Source organism: Nostoc sp. DedSLP03 (assembly GCF_034530815.1).
GTDB lineage: Bacteria > Cyanobacteriota > Cyanobacteriia > Cyanobacteriales > Nostocaceae > Nostoc.
The window spans coordinates 34,692-61,017 of record NZ_JAVRCK010000033.1; the positions used below are offsets into that span (position 1 = coordinate 34,692).

Below are 26,326 nucleotides of genomic sequence, written 5' to 3' on the forward strand. Positions count from 1 at the left end.
CCCAAATCGAATGGCTCTAATAGCAACCTTGACGCAGTAAATTGCTAATTTCGCCCTGACAGTGTTCTGTCAGTTCAGTCACAACAGTTCTGGCTTGTTTGCCATGATATTTTTTATGATGTTGGGGCGTAATCCAATAAGGACGACCGATTAACACCGCAACTCGACGATAAATTACCAAGGGATGCCAACCATTTTGCTTAAATAAAGGTTCTGAAGGGTCGAATACACTCAAAAGTCTTAATGGGAAGCCATTAGTGTTTACTTCTTCTAAGGAAGCGATCGCGATCGGCAAAATAGCTAAATCCTGCACATTCGCTCGCAATGCCAAATGGGCAAATCCCCGCTGAAACTCACCCACTTGGCTTGGCTGAGTAAATTTCACCATTGGTGCAGTCCCTTCTGGAAATACTCCTACCATCTGCTTGGACTGCAATAGCAATTGTGACTGCGAAAAAAAGCTTTGCTGGCGGTTTTGAGTTTCTTCCAAGGGAAAACACCCCAATTGACCGGTGACAATCTCCCGCATGACTGGAACTTGTCCCATGTAGTGATGGCAAGCAAAGCGAATCGGACTCGATAACGCCGCCATTAAAATCAGTGCATCCATAAAGCTGCGGTGATTGCTGACTACCAAAACGCTCGCATCCTGGGGAATGCGGTCTTCGTAATAGCGGAACATTTGCGTTGAGAATGCCGCCACCAAAGCGCGAGAAATCTCTAGGGGGCTATTTCCACTCATACCTAATCAATATATCTTCCAGTAAATATGGCAATTTGTCTTAATTTAATTTTTACATTTCTTTACTATCGCCATGACCGTCTTAAGATAGAAATATCTAATCTACAAGAGTAATTAGATTTTCTGCATTCTCAATTATGTATTCTTGAATACAAGAATATCTAATATAAACTATTCAAAAAAATTATGATTAGTGAATTTCCATTTTTTAGGTAAAAATGAGTTTAATTGATGCGTATTCAAAAACAATTCTGGACTTGATAAACTCGCTAGTATGAAGATGTTATTGGAAAAAATGGTAATAATGTTGTATAATCGCCTGGTTTTGCCGATAAAAGGTAAGATGTAAAACGTTTTAATAAGTTAATTTTTATTTTGTATGAATCTAGTGAAAAAAAAAGAATTTAAATTTGCGCTGACCACACCCCTATATTATGTAAACGATGTCCCTCATATAGGCAGTGCTTACACGACGATCGCAGCCGATGTAGTGGCACGATTTCAGAGATTACTGGGACATCAAGTATTACTAATTACAGGTACAGATGAACATGGGCAAAAAATTCAGCGAACGGCAGAAAGTTTAGGGAAAGCGCCACAAGAATTCTGCGATGAAATTGTCCCTAGTTTCGTGAGTTTATGGCAATTATTAGATATTCAATACGATCGCTTTAGTCGGACTACTGCGCCTCATCATCAAGCGATCGTTAAAGAATTCTTTGAGCGAGTCTGGGAATCTGGTGATATTTACCAAGGACAGCAACAAGGCTGGTACTGTGTATCCTGCGAAGAATTCAAAGAAGAACGGGATCTGCTAGAAGGACACCGTTGCCCAATTCATACTAACAAAGAAGTGGAGTGGCGAGACGAACAAAACTATTTTTTCCGCTTATCAAAATATCAAACTAAGCTGACAGAATTTTATCAATCTAAACCGGATTTTATTCAACCAGAAAGTCGGCGCAACGAAGTCCTCAGCTTTGTCAATCAAGGACTGCAAGACTTTTCCATTTCACGAGTGAATTTAGATTGGGGCTTTCCCGTGCCAGTCGATCCCAAGCACACTCTCTATGTCTGGTTTGATGCCCTGCTAGGTTATGTCACAGCATTACTAGAACCAGATGCAGAACCGACTTTAGCAAATGCTTTAGAAACATGGTGGCCAATCAACTTGCACCTAATTGGTAAAGATATTCTGCGCTTTCATGCAGTTTACTGGCCAGCAATGCTGTTATCGGCTGGCTTACCCTTGCCAGATAGAGTCTTTGGACATGGCTTTTTGACTAAAGATGGGCAAAAGATGGGCAAAAGTCTGGGTAATACCCTTGATCCTATAGCGTTAGTTAAGAGCTATGGTAGTGATGCCGTTCGTTATTACTTCCTTAAGGAAATCGAATTTGGCAAAGATGGAGATTTTAATGAAGTTAGGTTCATTAATGTTCTGAATGCAGATTTGGCAAATGATTTAGGTAATTTGCTAAATCGCACTTTGAGCATGGTGAAAAAATACTGTGCTGAGAATAATGTCCCATCAATTGGCAATGAAGGGATTCCTGACGAAAATCCTTTGAAAGCAATTGGTTTACGTCTAGGGGAGCATGTAAAACAAGCATACCAGGAGCTAGCTTTCAGTCAAGCTTGTGAGGCTATCCTTTCACTGGCGCAAGCCAGTAATAAATTTATTGATGAACAAGCTCCTTGGTCATTATATAAACAGGGACAGCAGGAGTCGGTGGAAAAGGTTCTCTACGCAGTTTTAGAATCAGTTAGACTAGCAGCTTATCTGCTATCCCCAATTATTCCGAACATTAGTAGCGATATTTATCAGCAGCTAGGCTTCAGAATAAATTTTAACGATCAAAAACAAAGTTCAGTTAATGCTCCTTTTGCCATCCATGCTAAATGGGGGCTACTATCGAGCAAACAACAGTTGGGTACACCCCAACCGATTTTTAAACGAATAGAACCCCCGAAAAACGATTAGTCCTTATCAAACTCTGATTTTGTTCAATTTTTTTATTTTCTCACAAAATTTATCGTGGCTCAATTTCAATTAGCCGCGGAACATTATCATAAGCCGCTGTGACTAGCATCTAAAAGTTGGTATTTGTATCAAAAATAACAGGGATAAAAATTGAGGTATCACAATGATGTTGAATAATTTGGAAAACGATTCAATATTTACGCCAGAACAAGTTTTGGAGAATCGGGGTAGAGTCGCCATATTTATTGATGGCTCAAATTTATTTTACGCTGCATTGCAACTAGGGATTGAAATCGATTACACGAAGCTATTATGTCGATTAACAGGAGGTTCTAGATTACTGCGTTCTTTTTTCTACACTGGTGTAGACCGGACAAACGAGAAGCAACAGGGGTTTTTGCTGTGGATGCGTCGCAATGGCTATCGAGTCATTGCTAAGGATTTAGTCCAGCTACCAGATGGCTCGAAAAAAGCTAACCTGGATGTAGAAATAGCAGTAGACATGATGGCACTTGTAGATTCTTATGATACCGCAGTTTTAGTTAGCGGTGATGGAGATTTAGCTTATGCGGTTAATTCAGTCAGCTATCGTGGCGTGCGGGTAGAAGTTGTGAGCTTGCGTTCCATGACCAGTGACAGCTTAATTAATGTAAGCGATCGCTACATTGATTTAGAAGCCATCAAAGAAGATATTCAAAAAACTCCTCGTCAAAGCTATCCATATCGACCTTTATCTGGGATCGGTTTTTTGGAAGACCCCAGAACGAGTGATGGACACCTAGAAATCCAAGAATAATGGCGTATCAATTTCATAAAAGAGGGAGATTGGAAAAGAGAAAAATAAAAAATTTCTCCTCCACTCCCTCCTTTCTTATTTTACCTTTGACCTTTTTATTAGTATTTGGTTTAGTTGGCTGTGGGGGCAAATCCCCGCCAACTTCCCAACAAAATACTGCGGATTCATCTAATAAAGATAGCAATTTGACTTTCTTTGATGTCACCCTAGAACAAGCAGATGAAGTGGGAAGACCTATTTGGAAAGTCAGGGCTAAAACCGCAAAATACACCAAAGAAAAACAAATTGGTCAAGCTGAAAGTCCTTATGGTGAACTATATCAAGATGGCAAAATTGTTTACCAAATTAAGGCAGATGTAGCAGACATTGAACAAGATGGGAAGCAGTTGTTTCTAAAAGGTAAGATATTTGCCACAGATCCTAATAATGGGATTGTGTTGCAAGGTAATGAATTAGAATGGCGTCCCAAAGAAGATTTGTTGATTGTTCGTAACAAGATTAACGGCACTCATAAACAACTACAAGCAGTAGCACAGGAAGTCCGAGTTAAAACCCGCGAACAACGGATGGAATTTTCTGGAGGAGTAGTAGCAAATTCTATCGATCCCCAGATGCAACTGAGAACTGAACATTTAATCTGGAATATTAAAGAAGAAAAACTGATTGGCGATCGCCCTCTAGAAATCGATCGCTACAAAGATAATAAAATTAGCGATCGCGGTAAGGGTAATTCTGCCGAAGTCAACTTAAAAACAAAAATTGCCACTGTCCAAAAGAATGCTCAACTAGACTTACTAGACCCACCAATGCAAATAGCTAGTAACTCTATGACCTGGAACATGAACGCAGAAACTGTAACTACAAACTCACCTACGCGAATGTTCCAGCGTGCTGAAAATGTCACAGTGACAGCCAATCAAGGTGAAATGAAAATACCCCAAAAAACCGTTTACTTAAAAGGTAACGTCAACGCCGTTGGTCAGCGTCGCCAGTCTCTCAGATCCAATACATTAACTTGGTATTTAGACAATAAGTTAGTTGAAGCTCAGGGAAATGTTGTTTACCGACAAATTGACCCACCATTAAATTTTGTGGGTGAAACAGCAGTTGGTAATCTGCAAACAGAAAATATTGTTGTCAAAGGTGGTAGTTCTAGCGGTAGGGTAGTAACGGAGATTATTCCCCAAGAAAGAGCCAATCGTCAGCAGTAAAGTTAGGGTGAACGGGATCTGCCTTCACTCATAAGTTTTGGGTTAGTCGAGTACTAGACTAGGATCTTAGTAATACAAGCCTTTTGATAGCCCATGAATGGATCAAATCGATTAGGTAAAAAATCCTTGCCAACATCCGAGCAAGCAGAACATTCCCACTATCACGATACAGACCACGAGCATACAGATGGTACTCATGGGACTGGAGAGTTGGCTCATCCCCACATCCATAGCGAAGAGTCTTTACGGCGAATTGTCAATCGCTTATCGCGTATAGAAGGACATGTTCGTGGTATTAAGGCAATGGTCGAGCAAAATAGCCCTTGTCCTGATGTTCTGCTGCAAATTGCCGCAGTGCGGGGCGCATTGGATCGGGTAGCGCGAATTGTTTTGGATGAACATTTAACTGAGTGTATTGCTAGAGCCGCACAAGAGGGTAATATTGACGTTGAAATTAAACAGTTAAAAGCTGCTTTAGATCGATTTTTACCTTAAAAATGAGAAAAATAATCTAAAATGCATTCGCCAAATTAGCGATCGCTAGCAGCGATATATCAAAATTTAATAGTGCATCGTGACATTCACTCCAGCGACATCATATTGCCAACTGGTAGATAAGCTATTTTTATAGACTTTCCTTTGTTCATTTTTTCTAAGAGGCAACGATGGAAAAACTTATGATATGGCAGGAGGCAGGAGGCAGGAGGCAGAGGGCAGGAGGTAAAACTATTGTTAACTCTAGCATTCACTTTTTCCAAATGTCCTAACCTGTGTGACTACGGCTATATCAGAGAATATGCTGTGCAATGATAATTTTTACCTAGACTATGATTCTAAAAAATTATCAATTTCATTATTATTTAAATAGCACTCTAGATAAACCACTAATTCTTTTTTTGCATGGCTTCATGGGTAATATTAATGAATTTGATGAAGCTATCAAACTACTATTAAAAGAATTTTCCTATTTAACAATTGATCTCCCCGGACATGGAAAAACTCAAGTTTTGAGTGGGGACGAATACTATACAATGGCAAACACTGCTCATGCTTTAATCAACTTACTGGATGAGTTAAAAATTGCCAAATGCTTTTTAGTTGGTTATTCAATGGGTGGAAGATTGGCTTTATACCTAATCTTGAATTTTCCAGAACGTTTTTATAAAGTTGTGCTAGAGTCAGCTTCCCCAGGTTTATCAACAGCAACAGAACGATTAGAACGGATTAAACTTGATACACAAATAGGTAGAAAATTAACAAGAGCCTTTGAAAAAGGTGATTTTACTGCTTTTCTATCAAATTGGTACAATCAGCCGATTTTTGGCGATATAAAAAATCATCCAGAATACGATCGCATGGTTGAAAGCCGGTTGCAGAACAATCCACAGGAATTAGATAAATCATTGCGCTTGATGGGAACTGGATGCCAACCTTCTTTATGGAAGAAGCTACAAGAGAATAAAATTCCTATACTTTTGCTAGCTGGTGAGTATGATGAAAAATTTATATCTATTAATACAGAAATGGCTAAAATATGTGAATTTGCTCAGATAAAAATAATTAGCAATGCTGCACACAATATCCACTTTGAAAATACTTTGGTATTTGTGGAAAATATCACAAGTTTTTTATCCGCAGCAAGTTAAAAATTACGATAATCTTACTACTTTTTTACTGCCTTTCTAGAAGGAGTTGGAGATGGTGGCAAATTTGGGGCTGTTGGTTGTTTAGCTGCGGTTAATTCTTCTTGCAACATTTTCTGATAAACTTTAGGCAAAGAGTTACTAACAGAATTAGTTTCTATGCCATATCCCAAACTTGTCCAGGTGGGAGAGAGTCGCCGCAAAACATCATTTAACTTTCCCTGACGCAACAGTTGCGAAATATTAGTTCCCCAAACTTTAGAATCATTTAACCAACGGTAAACTACTACATCTTGATATTCTGGTTCAAAACTATAAGTAGTCCAAAACATCATTCGCATCGGCTTTGGGTGATAAAGAGGAGCTAAACGATACCAAGTAATGTTGATAATTTGATATCTGCCAGCAGCGGTAGAACAATTTCCTGTATTGGGGCCAGTGACAATTGTGACGCATATCTCAGGATGTCGGCTCAGGTCGTTGACTTGCTGTCCACCATATAACAGCGAATAGGGACGATTTCCACTAGCCTCACTTGCCGAGATAGTTCGCATTAAAGCGCGGATATAAGGGTCGCCCTCTTTCATCACCAAAGGCGGCTGTTTATTTTCAAAGATGGGATCGGAAGGCGATCGCAAGTCTCCAATATACCATTGCAACAAATACACAAAGCCCAGAAGCGCAGCTATTGGGCCGATAAGTTTTTCAACACCTTTGAATTCAAAGCCTTTCAGAGTCTGACTCCTTCAAATTCACTCTTTTTGCTAACAAAAATCACCGACGAACTGATTCTAGTAAAGTTCACACCTGATTGTTAGTTATTATTTCCGATTTGCTGATTTTTTGAGGAATTAGCAAAAAAGAGTATAAATACAGGAGTTTGCAAGTAACTGAGATACAAAATGTAGGACTCACGCATCAGATATAAAGAGTTTCTACTTCCTGCCTCAAAACCCGTAGGTTTCTACTTTATGCAAAAGAAAACTACTGTAAGTATAGCAAGCGAGATACTCCCAAAAATCCCTACCCTGTATAAGCTCAATCATTTTTAGTAGCATCTGCTCTCGGTAATAATTGCTTCCTTGCTCAAATTGGGCGATAAGTCGATACAACCTGATGGCAAAGGTCTAGATTTAAATTGACACCGATTCACATCTGTGAACCCTTATAAAAGCTCTGTATTAAGACCGATTGAGAACTGCAATCAGGCAGATTGGCTAATTAATCAATCTGTTCCTCTAGCCCGCATCAACTTCGTATTTTAAAATACCAGGATTTTCCTGAAGACACTGTAGATAACAAATGTTACTGTGGGCTAGTTGAAAACCAAGAGGCAGATAGCCTTTAGCAATATTGAATCTGCTTTGTGTTTTTACACAATAGTCATAGTCATGGGCACAATATTCAAGTAGCTTGAAATATGAAAATCACTCATATTCACCACCAGTTTGAAAAATTATGGTTAACCGTTTTACTTCCGTGAGTACTGCTCTCACACTTAAGGTAGTTGGAATAATCTGCATTTTGTCGTTTTTCGTTGACTTTTTGATTCTGTTGTTACCCTTTCAACCCACCGATCGGGTATGGCAAATCAATTTAGGAACAGCGCTCGTCGATCGCGGAATCGTCCCTCTAGTAGGTTTGGGGCTTCTGTTTGCTGCCTATTGGATTGAGAATGCCGATCCAGCAAGCGATCGCCCCCAAGGTATCGATTTAAGATTTCCTGCCGCGATTATCTCCAGTATTTTAGGGTTGATGTTCTTGCTGATTTTTCCCCTGCACCTAAATAACGTCAATCAAGCCAAGACTCAAACACTCAACCGAATCACCCAAGAAGCAGATCAAGCAGAAACTCAACTGAACACTCGGTTATCGCAATTGCAAGCACAACTGAATACTGAACAAGGAAAAGCGCAACTAGATCAACTGCGAAACCAAACCAAAGCTCAGTTTAGTGAAATCCTCAAAGATGACCAAAAATATAAGCAAGCAATTGAAAGTCCTCAAATTCCCGCAAATATAAAAGAGTTACTGAAGAAGGCTAAAACAAATCCCCAAGTACTTGACAAAGCTATTGAACAACAAACAGATGTTCAAACGCTGCAAACTCAACAACTAAGCCAAGTTCGCCAGCGCCGAGACGAAGCACTGCAACAAGCTAAAGATACTGCTTGGAAATCTGGACTGCGGATTGGTATTAGCAGTTTGCTATTGTCAATTGGTTACATTATCATCGGCTGGACAAGCTTAAGAGGTAGGGGTGCTGTACAAGGTGGTAAACCTAGAACTGCCGCACGCTAATCCACTATTGGCATGGCAGTAGGAAGTATCCAAAAATTATTGACGGCTGATACTGCCATGCGTCTAATAGCTAATAACTAATAACAAGACAACGATCGCTGAGTAAAATCGCTATAAAACTTGAGTAATGTTCTCAATTTACATACTGACATATAACGAAGAACTAGATATTGCTGCTTGTATCGAATCGGCGATGTTATCAGATGACATCATTGTTGTGGATTCATGCAGTAGCGATCGCACTGTGGAAATCGCCAGTCGCTATCCCATCCGCGTTGTCCAACACGCTTTTGAAAGCCACGGACGCCAACGCACCTGGATGTTAGAGTCTATCCCCCCGAAGCATCAATGGGTTTATATCCTCGAAGCTGACGAGCGTATGACACCAGAACTGTTTGCGGAATGCGAAAAGGCAAGTCAGAATCCAGACTATATCGGTTACTACGTGGCTGAACGCGTTATGTTCATGAATCGTTGGATTCGCTACAGCACACAGTATCCCCGTTACCAAATGCGACTCTTCCGCCACGGTAAAGTATGGTTTACAGACTACGGTCATACTGAGCGAGAAGTTTGTGAGGGTGCAACTAGCTTTTTAAAAGAAACATACCCACACTACACTTGTAGCAAAGGTTTGAGCCGTTGGATTGACAAGCACAACCGCTATTCTACGGATGAAGCTCAAGAAACATTGTATCAGCTAGAACAGGGAAAGGTGAACTGGCAAGATTTATTCTTTGGCAAATCGGAAGTCGAAAGACGGCGTGCCCTGAAAGATTTATCTTTACGTTTGCCCGCTAGACCGTTGCTACGGTTTATATATATGTATTTTATCTTAGGCGGATGCTTAGATGGACGCGCCGGAGTCGCTTGGTGTACATTGCAGGCGTTCTACGAATACCTGATTTTGCTCAAAGTCTGGGAAATGAAGTATTTACCAAAACCTAATTTAGATACAACAGCAATTTTGGTACAAGAGAATACACAACAGTTGCAATGCGCGGATTCTGAAACTACACAGGTTGATGCGGCATGAAGAGCGCTGGAGATTAGAAGGATTTTTTGTATAGCGATGCCTACGGCGGTAAACTACGCAAAATTATAGAGCGCACACATGTGCTAAACAAATCCCTGACTTCGTAAAAGTTGTCGGGGATCTTGTTTTTTATAATTCAAGACTAGATAAAAGAGACTTCTAATACCAATTCAAAATTCAAAATTCAAAATTAGGGAAGCTAGATAGAACAAAGGTTTGGGAGTATGTATCTGTCGCATTTTTTTTTAAATTGGTATAAATAAAAAACATCCCAAATTCTTTTGTGGGACGGGTGTCCCTATATCTTCTATATTCAGGGCGAGCAGAATACTCACCCCACAAGATGGATAATTTATTTGTTGAAAATCCCTAATAGATTAATATTTGTAACAGAATCTTTTCATAAAAGCCACCTTTGCTCAAATGTGAGTGACTGACCAGATAAAATAATTTATTAGTTTATCCTGTAGTACTTTCACAATCATAAGCAGCTTGTGATTAAGCGCGATAAATTAATAATAACTAAGAAACTGCAACAATTCTTTACAGTTTTTATAAATAAAAGTAACATCCTCTAAGAATAACCAGTCGCCATGGGATTGGTTAATGTCTATGTGTATGCTTATAGGAAAATAGCTGATTTCCAGCAGCAAGCAACTTGCTAGCGTTTTAGACAGTTACTTGCGGCAGAATCTGCCAAAGTTAAAGCCTTCGGAATTTGACGAATCTGCTGGTATGGATACGAATAACAAAAGTTCCTCTAGCTTAAAACAGGAGAATCGAGGCTTGGTAATCAATCGCCTAAAACAGGACTTAAAAAACGACCTGATTGCTGGTTTGTTGGTAGTAATTCCCCTGGCAACTACTATCTGGTTGACAATTACCATTGCGACTTGGGTAATCAACTTCCTCACCCAAATTCCCAAACAATTGAATCCCTTTGATGGGTTAAATCCATTTTTAGTAAATATACTTAATTTATTAGTAGGATTAGCTGTACCACTACTAAGTATATTACTGATGGGCTTGATGGCTCGGAATATAGCTGGGCGGTGGTTGTTAGATTTTGGTGAGCAATTATTACAGGCAATTCCTTTAGCCGGACAGGTATACAAAACTCTCAAACAGCTTTTAGAAACAATACTAAAAGATTCTAATGGCAAGTTTCGCCGGGTAATTTTGGTAGAGTATCCCCGCCGAGGAATTTGGGCGATCGCTTTTGTTACTGGTGCAATCAGCAGTGATATCCAAGCCCAGATGTCTCGCCCCGTGTTAAGTGTCTTTATCCCCACCACCCCAAATCCGACTACTGGATGGTACGCAGTCGTTCCTGAAGACGAGGTTGTGAACCTTTCTATGTCGATTGAAGACGCCTTTAAAATAGTTGTATCAGGTGGCATTGTCGCCTCCAATACGCCTTTGGTTTTCTCCAAAGAGTCCACATTGGAAGTGAAACACAAAGAGATCGAGCAGCAGGTTATTCCCGTTGAAGAAACGTGAAGAAGGCAGAAAGCAGAAGGCAGGAGGTTGGAATAAAGAATAGCAGCTCACCGAAGAGGCAGAGGGGCAGGGGGCAGGGAGCAAGAGGAGCAAGCCCTTCCCCTCTCCGACAAGCGTTGTGGAATATGGGTATGAAGCCCCGCCCTTCCAAGGCATTTGGCTGAGGCAAAGTACAAGCTTTTTCTCAGCCTCTCTGGAATCAATCTGGCATAGAGTCACAAGCAAATGCGTAATGTTGTTTAACTGTGCCAAAATTGATAGGCTTGTAAGTTTGTCTTGCCTAGTTAATTCCGTTCTTGCACAATCACCCCTCAGTTTTATGCAACCTCGTAAACCCCAGCAAATTGCTCGTGAATTGGCGCTTTTAAGCCTTAGCCAATTGCCAGTCAACCCCAAGAAATTAGAGAAATTGGAAGACGATCAACTAGTATCTAAGTTGGTACTAGGTGCAGTACGCACTCTGACCTCAGAGGTACAAGATACCCTTGATAATGCCGCAGGTGAGCTGCAACGCAGTAACGATCGCCTCTTAAGCAGCCAAACTCGGGCCTCCGACCTCAATACTGCCAGAACAATGCTTCAAGAAGCGATCGCCTGCACCCAGACAGCAATCAATCAGTTGGGTACAGCAGTTGATTTCCCAGTATTGATTCAATTAGCTAATCAAGACAAGGGAGTTCGGAATTACGCTAAAGAGCTTGTAATCACCGTCAACGAAAATCGAAACATTATAGATGAACTCATATCTGCTGCCTTAGTAGATTGGCAAGTAACTCGTCTTGCCCAAATTGACCGCGATATTTTGCAAATTGCCGTGGCAGAAATGAAGTTCTTGGGAGTTCCAGACAGTATCGCCATCAACGAAGCTGTGGAGCTAGCCAAACGCTACAGTGGAGACGATGGTCATCGGTTTATTAACGGTGTTCTGCGCCGAGTCACTGAGCAGAAAAAAACTGCGTAGTACTGCCGCGGAATTCATAATTTCTTTACTGCCGTGGGAAAAAGTCTGTAGCCCCTTCTGCGGCTTCTTCCAAGCGGAATCTCTTCCAAAGTGAGATGCTGCGCAAACAGAGGAAACCTCTTGTTGTAAGGATTTTCTTTAAACTGGCGTTGAAAGGTGAGGATAACCCGGAAGTTTTCACTCCAAGAAAAAGTACAAAGTTAAATTAAACTCATAATTTATAACTTAATAACTCATATAACTAATACTGCTGCAATGGTTTTTAATTGGTTCCGTCGTCAACATAACGATTCCTCTAACACTCCCTCTGATAATAAACAGGAAGAAACTCCTCCTGCAAAAGAACCCCAACCAGAGCCAGCCGAAACCTCAACACCAACTGCTGAAACTACACCAGACACAACGGCAGATTTATTGGCATTTGCGAAAGCTGCTTACAAAAATATTCAGCAAAAACAGCAAGTCGAGGTAGTAGAAACCCCACCCGATCCAGCAGATACCTTAGCACCATCAATACAACCTGAAACCGCAGAAACGGCAACTGCGGAAATAACCGAACCAGAAGCTACTAATACAACCGTAGAAACAGCACAGCCAGAAGTTATCCAAGCTGCTAGTGAGAAAAAAATTACAGAAGATTCTTCAGTGGCAGCAATTGCTGAACAGCCTGATGTTTCCACCACAGAACTCACGGCAAGCGAAGTTGAACCAACACCTACCGAACCACTAGCTACGCCAGAGGCAACACAGCCAACAGCACCAGCTAACTTATCCTTTTTAGAACGGGCGGCGGCAGAACGGCAAGCCAAGCTAGAACAACTAATAGCCACCGCCATTGAAGTTCCAGAACCGGAGGTAGTACACCCAGTAGCGACAACCTCAGAAACAAAAGAGGAAATTCCCGGATTGGTTTTTGATGATGGGTTTGTCTGGTCAGCGAAAGTTCTAGCAGCTCAAGGTAGGAGTGCAGAAGACGTTTCTATTGAAGAAATTACCTGGCTGAAAAAGCTCCGGCAAGGGTTAGACAAAACTCGCCGTAGTATTCTCAATCAACTGAAGGCGATCGTTGGTCAAGGGCCGCTAAATCTTGCTGCTGTGACGGAAATTGAAGCGTTGCTTTTGCAAGCTGATGTTGGTGTAGAGGCGACAGACTTTATTATCAATGCCTTACAGACAAAACTGCGAGAAGAAGTTACCGCACCTGAAGAAGCGATCGCTTTCCTGAAAAAAATCCTCCGGGATATGCTGGATGCACCGAGTAAAACATCCCACAAAACTACTTTTACCCCAGAAAAAGAAACCTTAAATATATGGTTAATTACCGGGGTCAATGGTGCCGGTAAAACCACTACCATCGGCAAAATCGCCCATCTGGGACAAAAATCTGGCTATAAATGCTTGATTGGCGCAGCAGACACCTTCCGCGCTGCCGCAGTGGAACAAGTAAAGGTTTGGGGTAGTAGAAGTGGCGTGGATGTAATTGCCAATCCGGGAAAAAATACAGATCCGGCAGCAGTTGTATTTGATGCGATCGCAGCCGCTCAAGCGCGTCAAACCGAATTACTTCTGGTAGATACAGCTGGGCGACTGCAAAACAAGAAAAATTTAATGGACGAACTCGGTAAAATCCGGCGAATTATCGACAAAAAAGCCCCAGATGCCAAAGTAGAATCTCTTTTGGTTCTAGATGCAACTTTAGGTCAAAATGGACTGCGGCAAGCTGAAGTTTTTTCCCAAGCTGCCCAACTCAGTGGTGTTGTCTTAACCAAGCTAGATGGCACTGCTAAAGGCGGCGTTGCCCTTGCCGTTGTACAGCAGCTAGGTTTACCCATTCGCTTTATTGGTGCTGGCGAAGGAATTGAAGACCTACGCCCCTTTTCAAGCTATGAGTTTGTCGAAGCTCTTTTGAGTGGTTAATTGAAAAATTTTGAGTTAAAAATTTTTCTTAGCAAACTTAGGACTTACGCAATATTGTATTATTCTCTGGGAGATACTGCGCGTTGGCATCAGACTCTGACAGAGAAGGAGGTTCGATAAATTAAGCTTTTTAGTTATTTTTGCGTAAGTCTTAAAGCTGATAAATTTAGGGATGAACGATCTGGTATTATCACTTGAACTAACTAGAAACAGCTCAAGTCCTAAAATTATGAATTTGTCACAATAAATAGGTGACTTTTGCTAAAATTTCTAGCTAATGCCCTTTTTGAGGTCTGAAATGGGCTTTTTAAATGTAGCAGCACGATATTTAGTTGCGACATACAAAATCCCTTAGACTTTCATCTTGCAGCAATTGAAAAGGGAATCGAGACGCTCATCCCCACAAATACAACTCTATTGTGGGATAGACAGCAGTCCCAATGGTGAGCAGTACGTTTGGGTACTAACGCGAGTAATTTCAGCGCTGCGGGAGGTTTATTCCTCCGTAGGTGTTTGGTATTGGCTATGGCTACTTACTCGTGCAACGTCTATCGAAAGGTTGGAGTTTTAATGGTTAAATGAAAAGACTCTTTCTGAATTTTGACTTAAAGTTCTTAGAAGATATTTCTTCTATTTTTAGTGTCATCTCTTCTATTCATATCTTACACTTACCAAATGACTTACCCCTAGAATAAATTACAGGCTAATGGTTTAACTCTGTTATCTCTGACTAAGAAGATAGAGTTAGTTCACTTTTATGCAGTTTTGATGGATTTAAATTTTGCGTATTCAGCAAATCAAAATTCACAAAACGAGAAATGAAAAATGGAAAAGCTCAATCTTGGCGATTATCCGAGCATTTATGGTATACAAATTAAGTATTTGAAAAATTATTAACATATTCTCAGGTTTGGGAACGAGTGTAGTTCTGTTTTTGAGCAAATCAAGCTTGATTTGAGCGCTTATAGAGCTTTTTACTCAAAAAACTTCTAGTCTTCTAGTTGCTTCTGCCCAAAAAGTCCCTCTGAGAGCGTTAGAAATTATTCTTTGAATAAAGTATTTTTATGACTTTAGAGATATGCTTTGGTAATTAAGTTATGAGAAAATGAAAATTTTTCTGATAGATCGGCAAAACTAGTAATTTTTACGGGTAGAATTTGGACTAAAAATACATGATTTGAAATAACTAATATTCCATCAAAAATACAATAAGCAAATAAAATACTTATAAAATTTGCCTGTTACGTCTTTATACTCTTGCTAAAATGGCAAGTCTTGTCTAAATATGGTTTAGCAAAGCCAAAGCCAAAAGATTTATAAATAATCTAAAATCTGCCAATATAAAGTGCAATAATACCCGTGCCTGTGTCTCAACTGCCCTCTCAACCCATTGATAATAGTAGTAGTGCCGCGACGGATGTCACACCAGTCGTGGCACTCAAAGAACTCGTGGCAAGGTTACACCGAGAACAGAACAAAATTCAAGATTTGCTAAGTTCTTTAGGATTTGCCCTGAGAAGTTTCAATAATTTGAATCAGTTTTTGGAACTGATTCCGCTGATGGCAACAAGAGTGACAGATGCAGACGGTAGCGCCCTGTTTCTCTACAAACCTAATGGTCAAGTCAGGTTAGAACAGTTACATTGGCAAGATAGTGGCCAGCGCAAAAATATCCGCAAAGCGCTAGAAATAGCCAGTAGTCAAATCACGCTTTTACCCAATGCTGCCCCCCTAGCGAATGCCACGGGGATTTTGGATGACCAGATGCATCGCTATTTGGGGCCAGATGTGCAAATCTTTGGTACGGCGATTCTGGTAAAGCATACAGAACGGGGATGGCTCTATGTCTTGAGCCGCGATCCAGAATATAGTTGGACAGAAACCAGGCAAAAGTTAGTTAGGTTAGTGGCAGACCAAACAGCAGTAGCGATCGAAAACGATGAACTAGCTGTAGAACTAAGAAAAAAAGAACGCTTAGACCAAGAATTAGAAATTGGCGCAGAAATTCAACGGCGACTTCTACCACGTCAATGTCCGACAATTCCTGGTGCAGTCCTGGCTGCACGCTGTAAACCTGCCAATCGCGTCGGCGGAGACTACTACGACTTTATTGCTACCAATCATAATAAGATTCAGCCCAAGATCAAAGGTGGCAGCGAAACTAGCCGCTGGGGTTTGGTTATTGGAGATGTCATGGGCAAAGGTGTCCCCGCTGGGCTGATTATGACGATGATGCGGGGAATGCTACGGGGAGAAGTGCTACATGGTAATTCCCCAGCCGGAATTCTACAAAACTTAAATAGAGTTATGTATGCGGATTTGGAAAATTCCCATCGCTTTGTAACACTATTTTACTCAGAATATAACCCCTACAGCCGAATTCTGTCTTATAGCAATGCGGCACACAATCCTCCTTTATGGTGGCACGCAGCGACAAAAACTGTCACCCGTTTAGATACTTTGGGAATGTTAATCGGTTTGGATGCTAACAGCCAATATGAAGATGCCCAGGCACAGTTAGAGCCTGGAGATACAATTATTTACTATACAGATGGCTTAACTGATGCTGCTGCTGCTGGTGGCGATCGCTTCGATGAAGACAATTTTGTTACTGGCTTCAATACTGCTTGTAAATACTGCAATGGGCCAGAGGAGATTGTAGATTACCTATTTGACCAAGTTCAGCAATTCATCGGTGCTGATAAACAAAACACTGATGATATGACACTAGTTGTTCTGCAAATCTTATAATCGTTGGCTATTTATACTCGATCGAGTCCATTAGTCAATGCTTGAGTTTATGGTGACAGAGGATTCACCACAGTGATTACACTAAATTTAATTTTTTATTTATTTTTCTTTGAATTTTCATAGCGATCGCCCAAATGGTTGCACATCAGCCTTTTTTGTGAACTTGTTTGTATTTAGCTTTTAGGATAATACATAAAAAATGATCGTTAGAATACTTTTCTGTTCAATTAAAAACTATATATTTTGCACATCTAGCACAGTAGGAAACGCCAAGGGGGAGAGCAGGTAAAAGGTAAAATTTACAAGGTAAAAAGTAAAAGGTAAATTTACTTCTTCATTTTTGCTTTCTTTCTATCCTTGTGACGCAAGCATTTGGTCTGCTCCCTTTTAGCGTTTTAATTTTTTCTTTCTCCGCCGTAGCAAGTTCACAACAGCTACGACGGAGTTTTGCTTTCTTTGTTTATTCGTCCTAGATTTGGTTTTTTAAACTTCCTTGATATTTCAGCCATAAACTTCATTTAATAATTTGTCAAGATATTTCTGGAAAATATTTTAGATGAGGAAATTAAATCGCTATTCTTGCGCCCCAGCTTTTTGCAGACTCCGCACCACATTCTTATAACCATTAAATTCTGCAATCATCAAAGCAGTATAACCGCCCCGGTTTTTCAAATTCACATCTGCCCCAGCTTGAAGTAATAACTGCACAATTTCGCCATAACCTCCTGAAGCCGCCCACATCAATGATGTGGCCCTTGCTGAGTCTTGAAAATTCACATCTGCCCCCTTTGCTAGCAGCAAATGTACGATCTCTTTGTGTTGGCGTTCGGTTGCCTTGATCAAAGCAGTTTTGCCATCATCCCCTGGAATATTGACATCAGCACCATAATCTAACAACACTTGCACCGTTTGGGTGTGTCCTTGTGATGCAGCCAACGTCAAAGGTATTTCACCAAGACTTTTCCCATTTATATCTCCGCCAGAACGTACCAGTGCCTCAACAATTTGGCTATGTCCCTGCAATGCTGCTACAAGGAGTGGTGTATCGCCCAGATGGTTGCTAATTTGCACATCTGCACCCCTGTTAAGTAATATTTGCACGACATCAATGTAGCCTTCCACAACGGCAAGATGTAAGGCAGTTTCACCATCTCGATCTTGAAGATTAATCTGGGCACCTCGATCTAGTAAAGCTGCTACGATCGCACTGTGTCCAGCCGCTGCTGCCGATAGGGCAGTTCCACCATCAGCGTTTTTCACATTCACATCAGCCCCTGCTGCTAACAGTGCTTCCACAATCTCCAGATGTCCCAAATCTGCCGCTAGCATTAAAAGTGTCTCACCCTCTTCATCTGGGATATTGACATCGACACCAGTTTGGAGAATTGCTTGTAAAACTTCTATTTTTCCCTGCTTAACGGCAAGTTTCAATGCCGTATCATTATCTTTATCAGCAATATTAACTTCGGCACCAGCAGCCAATAAAACTCGCACTACATCGATATAACCTTTGAGGACTGCTGCCATTAATGCTGTACTGCCATCTTCATTAGTGGCATTGACATCTGCACCTTTAGAGAGTAAAAGTTGCAAAATGTCAAGCTGTTTGGCACTAGCCGCCAACATCAAAGCTGTTAAACCATAGAGTTTTCTCGGCAAGTTGATATTTGCCCCAGCATCAAGCAGCGATCGTACAATTTCGGTGTAGCCTAAATTCGCAGCAAACATTAACGCCGTGGTGCCTTGGCGATCGCACGCGTCCACTCTTGCACCAGCAGCCAGTAGCGCACACAGTCCCTTAATATCACCACTTTTAGCAGCTTTGAGCAGCAAAGTATTGTTGTTTTCAGTCATGGATGAGATCCCACACAGGGGGTTTTGTTCGTCTACCCTCAAAATTTAGTCTGAGATTGTTTATCCACTTTGGCAAGAGGGCAAAGGAAAATAGTCGGGCGAGTCTCTTTTAATTTGTGCAAATTTAAGCACAGAAAATAGAGTTATGCTAATTTTTATGAAGATTTAATTATTAAGCGAGAACGCGATGAGTCTGGAACTTTCTACATCGGTGAAATATTGGCTGAACTTCTTCCATCCGGTGCTTATGTGGGCGCTATTAGTACTCTCAATTTATGCAGCCTATTTGGGATTGCAATTACAGCGTACCAGAAATGCTCAGGGAGAAGAAAAGAAAGAACTGATTAAAGGTAGATATAACGTTAGACACTACCAAATCGGGTCTATACTCCTAGCTTTGATGGTGACAGGTGCGATTGGTGGGATGGCTGTCACTTACATTAATAACCAAAAGTTATTTGTCGGGCCTCACCTACTAGCAGGACTGGGTATGACAGGTTTGATTGCATTTTCTGCTGCTTTGTCCCCTTATATGCAAAAAGGAGCAAATTGGGCACGTGCAACTCATATTTTGATAAATTTCACCCTTTTGGGACTTTTTGCTTGGCAGGCTGTTACTGGCGTGCAAATTGTCCAAAAAATTCTCACTCAAGCATAGTTAGCAAAGTAGGGTAGCACAGCTGTGCTACCCTACAAACGTACAAATAATTTAGAATTATTGAATTTTTTGAAATCCTATCAACGCTTTTGCTTAAAATTAGCAGGAAACGGTATTCCCAAAGATTTATGAAAATCTTCCTGAACTTTGCGAGTTAAGCGGCGGGAGACTTGGCGGACAATTTGATTAAGTAAGCGATCGCCTGTAGATTGAACTATAGACTTGGGTAATCGCTGAATAAATCGGGGAAAGTGAAGATAAACTATCAAATCCAATTCCCATTCAACTCTTGTAACCTTATCAATGCTAGTGGAAACATCGGTTTCTTTTAACTCTAGAGATGCCCGATAATCTACGTCATAACCAGGCGGTTGGTAGTCAGGAATGGGGATTGTACGGATGCGGTAAATACCCTCCTCTGGGGGCAACAATTCCAAACCTATTTTCGGTTCTACTTCATAACCAAAAGAACCAAAACGACCAATTGTTAAACCATAGCCATTTTCCCCAAGTGATTGTACCTTCATGGGTTCAGCGCAGCGCGAAAACCATGAGGCGTGAGAATTAAGATACTCAGCAACCTTCTCTACTGGGGCAGCCATTTCCATAAAATCTTGATAATGACCGTAAAATTTTGTCAGCGTCGCTACATTTGGTTCTGTTAATGTGTCCTCAGCTTCTTGGGCGGACACTACAGGTAAAACAGCTTCTGTTATTTCCCAGGATTTATATTCGCCTTTTCTTGAAAGCATAAATGCATTACTCTATATTTTGGCGTTAGTCTATATTAATGATTCCCCACACACCTGGGTCATTTCGCATTCAGATCCCATTTTGACCGAAACCTCATTAATCTGCGAGTAACTCCATAGAATTACTAAAATAAAGAACTGAACAAGCACACAATAGTTTCCCAGGATAGCATTTATCATGAAAGCATTTGTAGCAGGGGCAACAGGTGAAACAGGTCGCCGGATTGTGCAAGAATTAATAGCGCGGAATATTCCCGTCCGAGCCTTGGTGCGGGATATAGAGAAAGCTAGGGGTATTCTGTCTCCTGAAGCCGAATTAGTGTTAGGCGATGTGTTACAACCAGAAAGTTTAACTGCTGCGTTGGCAGATAGCACAGTTTTATTGGTTGCGACTGGGGCAAAACCTAGCTTTGACCCCACTGGCCCCTATAAAGTAGATTTTGAAGGGACTAAAAATTTAGTAGATGCTGCTAAGGCAAAGGGAATTGAGCATCTCATCTTAGTTTCTTCTTTGTGCACTTCCCGGCTTTTCCATCCGCTCAACTTGTTTTGGTTAATTTTGTTGTGGAAAAAACAAGCTGAAGAGTATATTCAGAAAAGTGGTCTTACTTATACGATTGTGCGGCCTGGTGGGTTGAAGAATGAAGACAACTCCGATCGCATCGTGATGCAGAGTGCAGATACGCTGTTTGATGGTAGTATTCCCAGACAGAAAGTCGCCCAAGTTGCTGTTGAGGCGCTGTTTGAAGCAGATGCACGCAATAAAATTGTTGAAATTGTTGCCAAACCTGAAGCAGCCTCAAAAAGCTTTAAGGAGCTATTTCAGCAGTGCTGATATTCCACAGAATTTTATTGCTTCTGTCTCTTAATTCTCATCCCCAAGCTCGTCAGATCGCATCTTTATGAAAAAGTGATTCCTATGGCTCTACCTACGCACTTTTTCAATTCGCCCCTTGATTTTGCTCCTTAAAGCGATCGCTCCATCTTTTCTGTAAGGGCTTGTTCCCAAATTAGCAGATCCTCCGGTCGATCGACATCAGCTAAGGGCAACAAGTCCCCGTATGATAAATTAAGTTTCTGAGCGATATCCACGGTTTTCTGGAATACTTGAGCAGTTCCCCATTCGATGTTAACGAATAGCTCCGGGATGGATTGGCGCAAACCAATTAAGTAATATCCACCATCGAGCGCAGGGCCAAGTACGAGGTCAAAGGCGTGTAACTTCTCAAAGGCTGTTGCTAAAATCTGGGCATTCACTCCAGGACAATCTGTACCAATGATAATTACTTTTTCTGCACCAGATTGAAAAGCATCAAAAAGCGATCGCGCCATGCGCAAACCTAGATTCCCTTCACTTTGAGACTGGTAAATCAAATCCAACCCCAGCCAATCTTGCATAAGTTGTAAATCGCCACCTGCAAAACGCACTTCCACAGATATGTCAATGGCTTTTTGCAATTCTTGAACCTGAAATATTGTATGCTCAGTCATTTCCCGTTGAAGATTGGCAGCACCAACATTTCCCAAAGCAGGTATCAATCGGGTTTTTGTCCTACCTGGTTCTGGATAGCGAGTGAAAATAATCAGGTGCTGTTTTGGGCTTGCTGGTAAGTTCAGCACACAATACCTTGTTTAACAACTAAAAATATCTTAATAGCAATACTTGTCGTTTTCGTTGGCTCTAGTATGATCTTTTCCCGTCCGCATGGCCCCCAAAATAGTAGAAACATAAACACAACGTCTAGCTTTACCACCATTCAAGCTGTAGAAAGTTATCTGTCCTAATCCGCCTACAGTACACTGATTTCCAATTTCAGAGATAGGACAACCGTGATAGTTAAATAAAACTCGCCACATTTGCTGTGAAGTGTGTTTTCGTAAAGTTGTCTCCTTTTTTCCTTTATCGTTTTCCTCTTCATCAATGCGAATGTTTGGCTCAAGATTATGCCATAGGTTACCATTGTTTGTAACAGCATCAGGAATGAATTGTCCTGCCTCTGGTTGATGAACTGCCCATTGCACGACACCATTTTGTATGCGAAAACTGGTTTGCCTGGTCAATTTATCTTTGGTGGCTTGGCTTTGTGCTTGGCGCATAGCATAATAAACCTCATTTTGGCTAGTGTTGAGACGGCGAGTCTCCACAAAAGCCAGCCAATTGGATATTCCGAGTGTAGCTAAGATCCCAATTAATACAATCATTACTAACATCTCTGGTAAGGTAAAACCACTGTTAAAATGATTATTCCTTAAGAGATTTTTTGCATTAACTAGAGATCGTAAATGCACCTGGATATCCATTTTTGCTTACTGGTCGATTTTCAACTACCCAGATGTTAAGCAACATATCAGCTTCTTCGCTTCTGACTTCGCGCTGATTAATAATACTGTAAAGCAAGGTGGGCAAAGTAAAAATTATGACAATTTTCAAGAACAATTTTAGGGTGAAATTTATATTTTGAAGTCTTGCAGGATCGTTAAGAAAATACTTCCACAGAAATCTAGCAGCGGTTAGATTTTTGTGCCGATTAAATGGTTTTTGTAAAGCTTTGCAGGTCAGATATTTATATAAATTTGCTAGGCTTATATTCCAACTCTGCTCAAGTGTCGAAGGTTTTTCCTTATACGCTCTATCAAGCACTTGCAAGCAGGTTTTTTCCTGCCTGACAAGATTGGAAGAAACTGAATTAGCGCTTATGCGATATAAGATTTGTACAGATGGTACACATATAAAATCAAAGTTAGAGGCTAATCGCAGCCACATATCCCAATCCTGAGCCGCACTTAGAGATTCATCAAAGCCATTTAATGTAATTAAAGCTTCTTTATAAATTAAGGGATTGGAACCATTTTCTAGAAAGTTATTTAATAACAGTTTTTCATAAGCATTTCCATTTACATTAATCCGTTTACCTGAAAGTAAAAATTGACCATTTTCATCAATATAATCAGTCCAACTATAAGCAACTTTTGCAGTAACGTTTTCTTGTAGAGCTTTTAACTGAGATTGAAGTTTATCAGATGTCCAAAGATCGTCCGCATCTAAAAAACTAACAAATTCACCAACTGCATGGTGTAGTCCTCGGTTACGACTGACGTTTCCGCCAGCGTTGGAATAGGAAAATACTTTTATTCTTGAATCTTGGATTTTTGTTACAACTTCTAGAGTTGAGTCTTCTGAGCCATCATTAATTACAATTAATTCTAGGTCAGTAAAAGTTTGATTTAAAACAGATTCAATTGTATACTTAATAGTCTTTTCATTGTTATAAGTGGGAATGATTACAGAAATTTTTGGTATTGGTTTGCTGGTTTTCATCGCTTTTATAGGGCTAATTTATTTTTGAATACTCTACCAAGACTGCATTTTAAGTAGTAGAGAGGACTTATCATACTAGCCAAGTAAAACTCCATTTCAAAAAGAGCAATTAAATTAGTTTTAAATTGCCCTCTATAGTGAATTAGGTGTTTTAATGCTCGGCGTAAATTCCCTAAAATAGTTTTCATAAACACTATTGGTTTTTGCCAATTTTTAGTATTTATCAAACTTAACTGGAAAATACACAATCCACAACCACGTGCCAGAGTTAAGAGATAATCTTTCTCAAGTCGCCAGTGTGGTATTTGATGATAAGTATGCATGGCAGGATTATACCAAATCTGCCAGCCTGCATAATGTATATAAAGCAATGGTTCATAGTCATCACCCTGTACGAAAATACCAGGCAGCTTCCCACTTAAATTAGGCCGCTGTGGTACATTTTCAAGCCAGGCCTGTTTCCGAACAACAAGTGCCGCACCAGGAGGAAGTCTTAAATTATCTGCGTCAAATAAATATGGATTTGAACCATGTTCTCTGATAGCTAAAAAAGCTTGAATTCTTTCAAAATTTTCTGGTGGATTTACTTCAAAATCACCATGAATCTGTCCACTCCAAGCACCTGCTTGAGGATGCTCTAATCCAAAGGTATATGCTTCTGATAACCAATCAGGTGCAGGTAAATTATCATCATCTAAAAATGCTATTAGCTGCCCTTTGGCTTCACGTACTGCTCGCAATCTTGCAAAAGCTGCTCCCTGTTCGGTTTCTAAAACATATCTTAAATGACAGTTTCCATTATATATTTTTTGGTAATTCTGGATAATTTCAAATGTATTATCAGAACTATTATTATCCACAATAATAATTTCCCAGTTAAGTTGTTCTACTCCTGTCTGGGTTAAGAGCTTATCCAAAATTTTAGGTAAACGGGTTGCTCCATTGTATGCAGGAATGGCTACGCTAATATCTAACTTTTCATCTGTTAATTCAGTCATAATGCCTAATAAATGCCTAATATTTTAGTAATTTACTTTTTAAAGTATCCATTTTTCCAAAGATAAAAGGGACTAATGAAACTACTTAAAAAAAGTTCCATCTCGCAAGCAGCCACCAAATCATCTTTCAGATTAGTTCGATATTTTAGTAAGTGTAACGTGATTTTACGCAAGTCATTTAGCATATAAGACAAAAGAGCAAATGGTCTATATATTTGTTTAATATTTACCATTCTAGTTACACAACGGCTAAGTCCAATTCCTCGAAAAAATGGAATTAAATAATCTTTTTGCAAACGCAATTTTGGTATTTTGTGTGATATTTCCATTTCTGGGTTATACCAGATTTCCCATCCTGATTTTTGGATGTAAGACAACATTTCTAAATCTTCACTGGTAAGCATATTACCTTTAATTCTACCAGTTAAAATAGACTTATCTGGTACACTTTCTAACCATGCTTGTTTACGAACAACAAGTCCGGCAGAAGGGGGTAGTAATTTTTTAGACGCTTCATATAATAGCGGTAGATTACCACGCTCTGTAATTGCTAAGAATGGAGCAATTCGCTTAAAGTTTTCCGGTGGTTCTACTTCCCAGTCTGGGTGAATTTGGCTGCCATAAGCTCCAGCTTTAGGATATTTTTCACCAAAAGCATAAGCTGCGACTACCCAATTTGATACTGGGTAGTTGTCATCATCTAGAAAAGCTATGAATTTACCTTTAGCTTCTGCAACTGCCTTTTTTCGAGCATAAGCTGCGCCTTGTTTTGCTTCAAAGCAATACTTTAAAGGATAAGGACATCGCCAATCTTTTTGATAAGTTTGAACAACTTTAGCTGTATTATCAGTGCTGTTATTGTCTACAACTATAATTTCCCAAGATAAATTTTCGGTCTGAAGTTGGTTTTTTAGTCGTTCTAATAGTTCAGGCAAACGACTTTCACCGTTATAAGTTGGGATAGCTACAGTAAAGTCAAGGTTCTCAGTCATTTTCCGAAAAGTATATTTTGATGACGCTTATTATTATGTTCAGGCAATGGCTAATTTATCAATGGCTCTTAAATGAATCTATCAAATATTAAAACTGCACATGATGTTTCAATTTTGCTATCAACGTGCAGTTTTATGTTCAGCAATATTACGTATTTTTAAACAAATATTGGTATTTAAATTACTTAACTGCAATTATTATCTTTTGCTGTCACCATTGAGCCTAAGAGAGTTTTCACAATGACACATCGCTTTACGCTACTAGGCGATGTAGGATTTGCAGAGCTTGGTACAGCTGCCACTATTTGTAACCCAGATGTTCCAAGACTTGCATTGGGTAAAGTTCCCATATAGTCAAAAGTAATTTTTGCTGATGCATTTAAAGAATAGGATACAGTAGAATCGGCAGTGTTTTCAGTAGTGCTATTTAGATTTGTACCTAGCAAAAATTTATCAGAGCTAACGCCTACATCCGTTCCTAAAGGTTTCCACGTGCTGATTTCAGCTAAAGGCAAATTGCTACCATCGCTCTTTTTGGTAGGAAAAATAGCAACCTCTTGAGTTGTGCTATTTTTCCGAAAACTGACACTGTAGCTAAGTTTTTTGTTTTTAGCTTCGCGCTGTGCTTCTTGCAGTGCTGCGAAAACGGCGTCGTTAAACTTATTGATCCGTTGCCGATTTACAAAGGCAGCCCAACCAGGAGCTGCGATCGCTGCTAAAATTCCTACTAGCAGCAGTACTACTATTAACTCTATAAGACTAAATCCAGCATCTTGTTGCTTGTAGCCATTAGTAGAGGGTCTATTTGCTAAATATTGCTGCTTTAGCTTTGTTTTTCGGCTGTGCAAGTGGAAATAATTTAATAGTCTTAAACTAAGAATATTCGCCATACTATCCTGCTTTTATTAATA

General features: G+C 40.2%; 23 protein-coding genes. 13 read left to right on the forward strand and 10 right to left on the reverse strand.

Going from position 1 to position 26,326, the window contains the following annotated elements; all coding sequences use genetic code 11:
• Nucleotides 1-16: 16 nt before the first annotated feature.
• Nucleotides 17-742 carry a 1-acyl-sn-glycerol-3-phosphate acyltransferase gene (locus tag RM368_RS17310; RefSeq protein ID WP_322695195.1) on the reverse strand — a complete coding sequence of 242 codons (726 nt, stop codon included), beginning with the start codon at nt 740-742 and terminating at the stop codon, nt 17-19.
• Nucleotides 743-1,121: 379 nt separating this feature from the next.
• Here RM368_RS17310 and metG point away from each other — a divergent pair, with 379 nt between their 5' ends.
• The 5 genes from metG (at nt 1,122) to menH (ending at nt 6,379) form a co-directional block, all read left to right on the forward strand.
• On the forward strand, nt 1,122-2,726 hold the full coding sequence (metG, locus tag RM368_RS17315; RefSeq protein ID WP_322695196.1) for a methionine--tRNA ligase: 1,605 nt from the start codon (nt 1,122-1,124) through the stop codon (nt 2,724-2,726).
• 166 nt (nt 2,727-2,892) lie between these two features.
• Entirely contained in the window at nt 2,893-3,522 is a 630-nt protein-coding gene (locus tag RM368_RS17320) for an NYN domain-containing protein (protein ID WP_094348455.1), read from the forward strand.
• Nucleotides 3,522-4,733 (forward strand): LPS export ABC transporter periplasmic protein LptC, encoded by a 1,212-nt coding sequence (gene lptC / locus RM368_RS17325; RefSeq protein WP_322695197.1) that lies wholly within the window; start codon nt 3,522-3,524, stop codon nt 4,731-4,733. Before RM368_RS17320 ends, lptC begins: the two co-directional genes overlap by 1 nt.
• Before the next feature lie 93 nt (nt 4,734-4,826).
• The gene (locus RM368_RS17330) at nt 4,827-5,228 is read left to right on the forward strand and encodes a metal-sensitive transcriptional regulator (protein ID WP_322695198.1); all 402 of its coding nucleotides are present in this window, start codon (nt 4,827-4,829) and stop codon (nt 5,226-5,228) included.
• A gap of 332 nt (nt 5,229-5,560) precedes the next feature.
• A complete protein-coding gene (gene menH, locus RM368_RS17335) occupies nt 5,561-6,379 on the forward strand; it encodes a 2-succinyl-6-hydroxy-2,4-cyclohexadiene-1-carboxylate synthase (protein ID WP_322695199.1) in 819 nt (272 codons plus the stop codon).
• Nucleotides 6,380-6,396: 17 nt separating this feature from the next.
• Here the strand turns inward: menH and RM368_RS17340 are convergent, their stop codons facing one another.
• Nucleotides 6,397-7,044: a glycoside hydrolase family protein gene (locus RM368_RS17340; protein WP_322695200.1), complete on the reverse strand. Its 648-nt coding sequence runs from the start codon at nt 7,042-7,044 to the stop codon at nt 6,397-6,399.
• 790 nt (nt 7,045-7,834) lie between these two features.
• Here RM368_RS17340 and RM368_RS17345 point away from each other — a divergent pair.
• From RM368_RS17345 to RM368_RS17370, 6 genes are all read left to right on the forward strand, one after another.
• Nucleotides 7,835-8,677, forward strand: a complete 843-nt coding sequence (locus tag RM368_RS17345; protein ID WP_322682245.1) for an HpsJ family protein — start codon at nt 7,835-7,837, stop codon at nt 8,675-8,677.
• 127 nt (nt 8,678-8,804) lie between these two features.
• Entirely contained in the window at nt 8,805-9,713 is a 909-nt protein-coding gene (locus tag RM368_RS17350; protein ID WP_322695201.1) for a glycosyltransferase family 2 protein, read from the forward strand.
• Nucleotides 9,714-10,448: 735 nt separating this feature from the next.
• Nucleotides 10,449-11,213, forward strand: a complete 765-nt coding sequence (locus RM368_RS17355) for a DUF502 domain-containing protein (protein WP_322695202.1) — start codon at nt 10,449-10,451, stop codon at nt 11,211-11,213.
• A gap of 319 nt (nt 11,214-11,532) precedes the next feature.
• Nucleotides 11,533-12,174, forward strand: a complete 642-nt coding sequence (nusB, locus tag RM368_RS17360; RefSeq protein ID WP_322695203.1) for a transcription antitermination factor NusB — start codon at nt 11,533-11,535, stop codon at nt 12,172-12,174.
• 255 nt (nt 12,175-12,429) lie between these two features.
• Nucleotides 12,430-14,091, forward strand: coding sequence for a signal recognition particle-docking protein FtsY (gene ftsY, locus RM368_RS17365; RefSeq protein WP_322695204.1), 1,662 nt, complete (start codon nt 12,430-12,432; stop codon nt 14,089-14,091).
• A gap of 1,359 nt (nt 14,092-15,450) precedes the next feature.
• Nucleotides 15,451-16,842 (forward strand): PP2C family protein-serine/threonine phosphatase, encoded by a 1,392-nt coding sequence (locus RM368_RS17370; RefSeq protein ID WP_322695205.1) that lies wholly within the window; start codon nt 15,451-15,453, stop codon nt 16,840-16,842.
• Nucleotides 16,843-17,415: 573 nt separating this feature from the next.
• On the opposite strand, the gene RM368_RS17375 is transcribed toward RM368_RS17370, so the two are convergent.
• Complete coding sequence (locus RM368_RS17375) at nt 17,416-18,696, reverse strand: ankyrin repeat domain-containing protein (RefSeq protein ID WP_322695206.1); 1,281 nt, start codon at nt 18,694-18,696, stop codon at nt 17,416-17,418.
• A 187-nt stretch (nt 18,697-18,883) separates the two neighbouring features.
• Here RM368_RS17375 and RM368_RS17380 point away from each other — a divergent pair, with 187 nt between their 5' ends.
• Complete coding sequence (locus RM368_RS17380; protein ID WP_322695207.1) at nt 18,884-19,354, forward strand: DUF4079 domain-containing protein; 471 nt, start codon at nt 18,884-18,886, stop codon at nt 19,352-19,354.
• 80 nt (nt 19,355-19,434) lie between these two features.
• Here the strand turns inward: RM368_RS17380 and RM368_RS17385 are convergent, their stop codons facing one another.
• Entirely contained in the window at nt 19,435-20,106 is a 672-nt protein-coding gene (locus RM368_RS17385) for a DUF1997 domain-containing protein (RefSeq protein ID WP_322695208.1), read from the reverse strand.
• 178 nt (nt 20,107-20,284) lie between these two features.
• Here RM368_RS17385 and RM368_RS17390 point away from each other — a divergent pair, with 178 nt between their 5' ends.
• A complete protein-coding gene (locus RM368_RS17390; RefSeq protein ID WP_322695209.1) occupies nt 20,285-20,941 on the forward strand; it encodes an NAD(P)H-binding protein in 657 nt (218 codons plus the stop codon).
• A gap of 131 nt (nt 20,942-21,072) precedes the next feature.
• Here the strand turns inward: RM368_RS17390 and RM368_RS17395 are convergent, their stop codons facing one another.
• The 6 genes from RM368_RS17395 to RM368_RS17420 all read right to left on the reverse strand — a co-directional run bounded on the left by RM368_RS17395 (nt 21,073) and on the right by RM368_RS17420 (nt 26,305).
• A complete protein-coding gene (locus RM368_RS17395) occupies nt 21,073-21,726 on the reverse strand; it encodes a TIGR04282 family arsenosugar biosynthesis glycosyltransferase (protein ID WP_322695210.1) in 654 nt (217 codons plus the stop codon).
• A 30-nt stretch (nt 21,727-21,756) separates the two neighbouring features.
• Nucleotides 21,757-22,407, reverse strand: a complete 651-nt coding sequence (locus RM368_RS17400; RefSeq protein WP_322695211.1) for a type II secretion system protein — start codon at nt 22,405-22,407, stop codon at nt 21,757-21,759.
• Nucleotides 22,373-23,425: a glycosyltransferase gene (locus RM368_RS17405; protein ID WP_322695212.1), complete on the reverse strand. Its 1,053-nt coding sequence runs from the start codon at nt 23,423-23,425 to the stop codon at nt 22,373-22,375. Before RM368_RS17405 ends, RM368_RS17400 begins: the two co-directional genes overlap by 35 nt.
• A gap of 5 nt (nt 23,426-23,430) precedes the next feature.
• Nucleotides 23,431-24,423, reverse strand: coding sequence for a hormogonium polysaccharide biosynthesis glycosyltransferase HpsE (gene hpsE, locus RM368_RS17410; RefSeq protein WP_322695213.1), 993 nt, complete (start codon nt 24,421-24,423; stop codon nt 23,431-23,433).
• A 32-nt stretch (nt 24,424-24,455) separates the two neighbouring features.
• Complete coding sequence (gene hpsE, locus RM368_RS17415) at nt 24,456-25,415, reverse strand: hormogonium polysaccharide biosynthesis glycosyltransferase HpsE (protein ID WP_322695214.1); 960 nt, start codon at nt 25,413-25,415, stop codon at nt 24,456-24,458.
• A gap of 185 nt (nt 25,416-25,600) precedes the next feature.
• Complete coding sequence (locus RM368_RS17420) at nt 25,601-26,305, reverse strand: prepilin-type N-terminal cleavage/methylation domain-containing protein (protein WP_322695215.1); 705 nt, start codon at nt 26,303-26,305, stop codon at nt 25,601-25,603.
• Between the last annotated feature and the right edge of the window lie 21 nt (nt 26,306-26,326).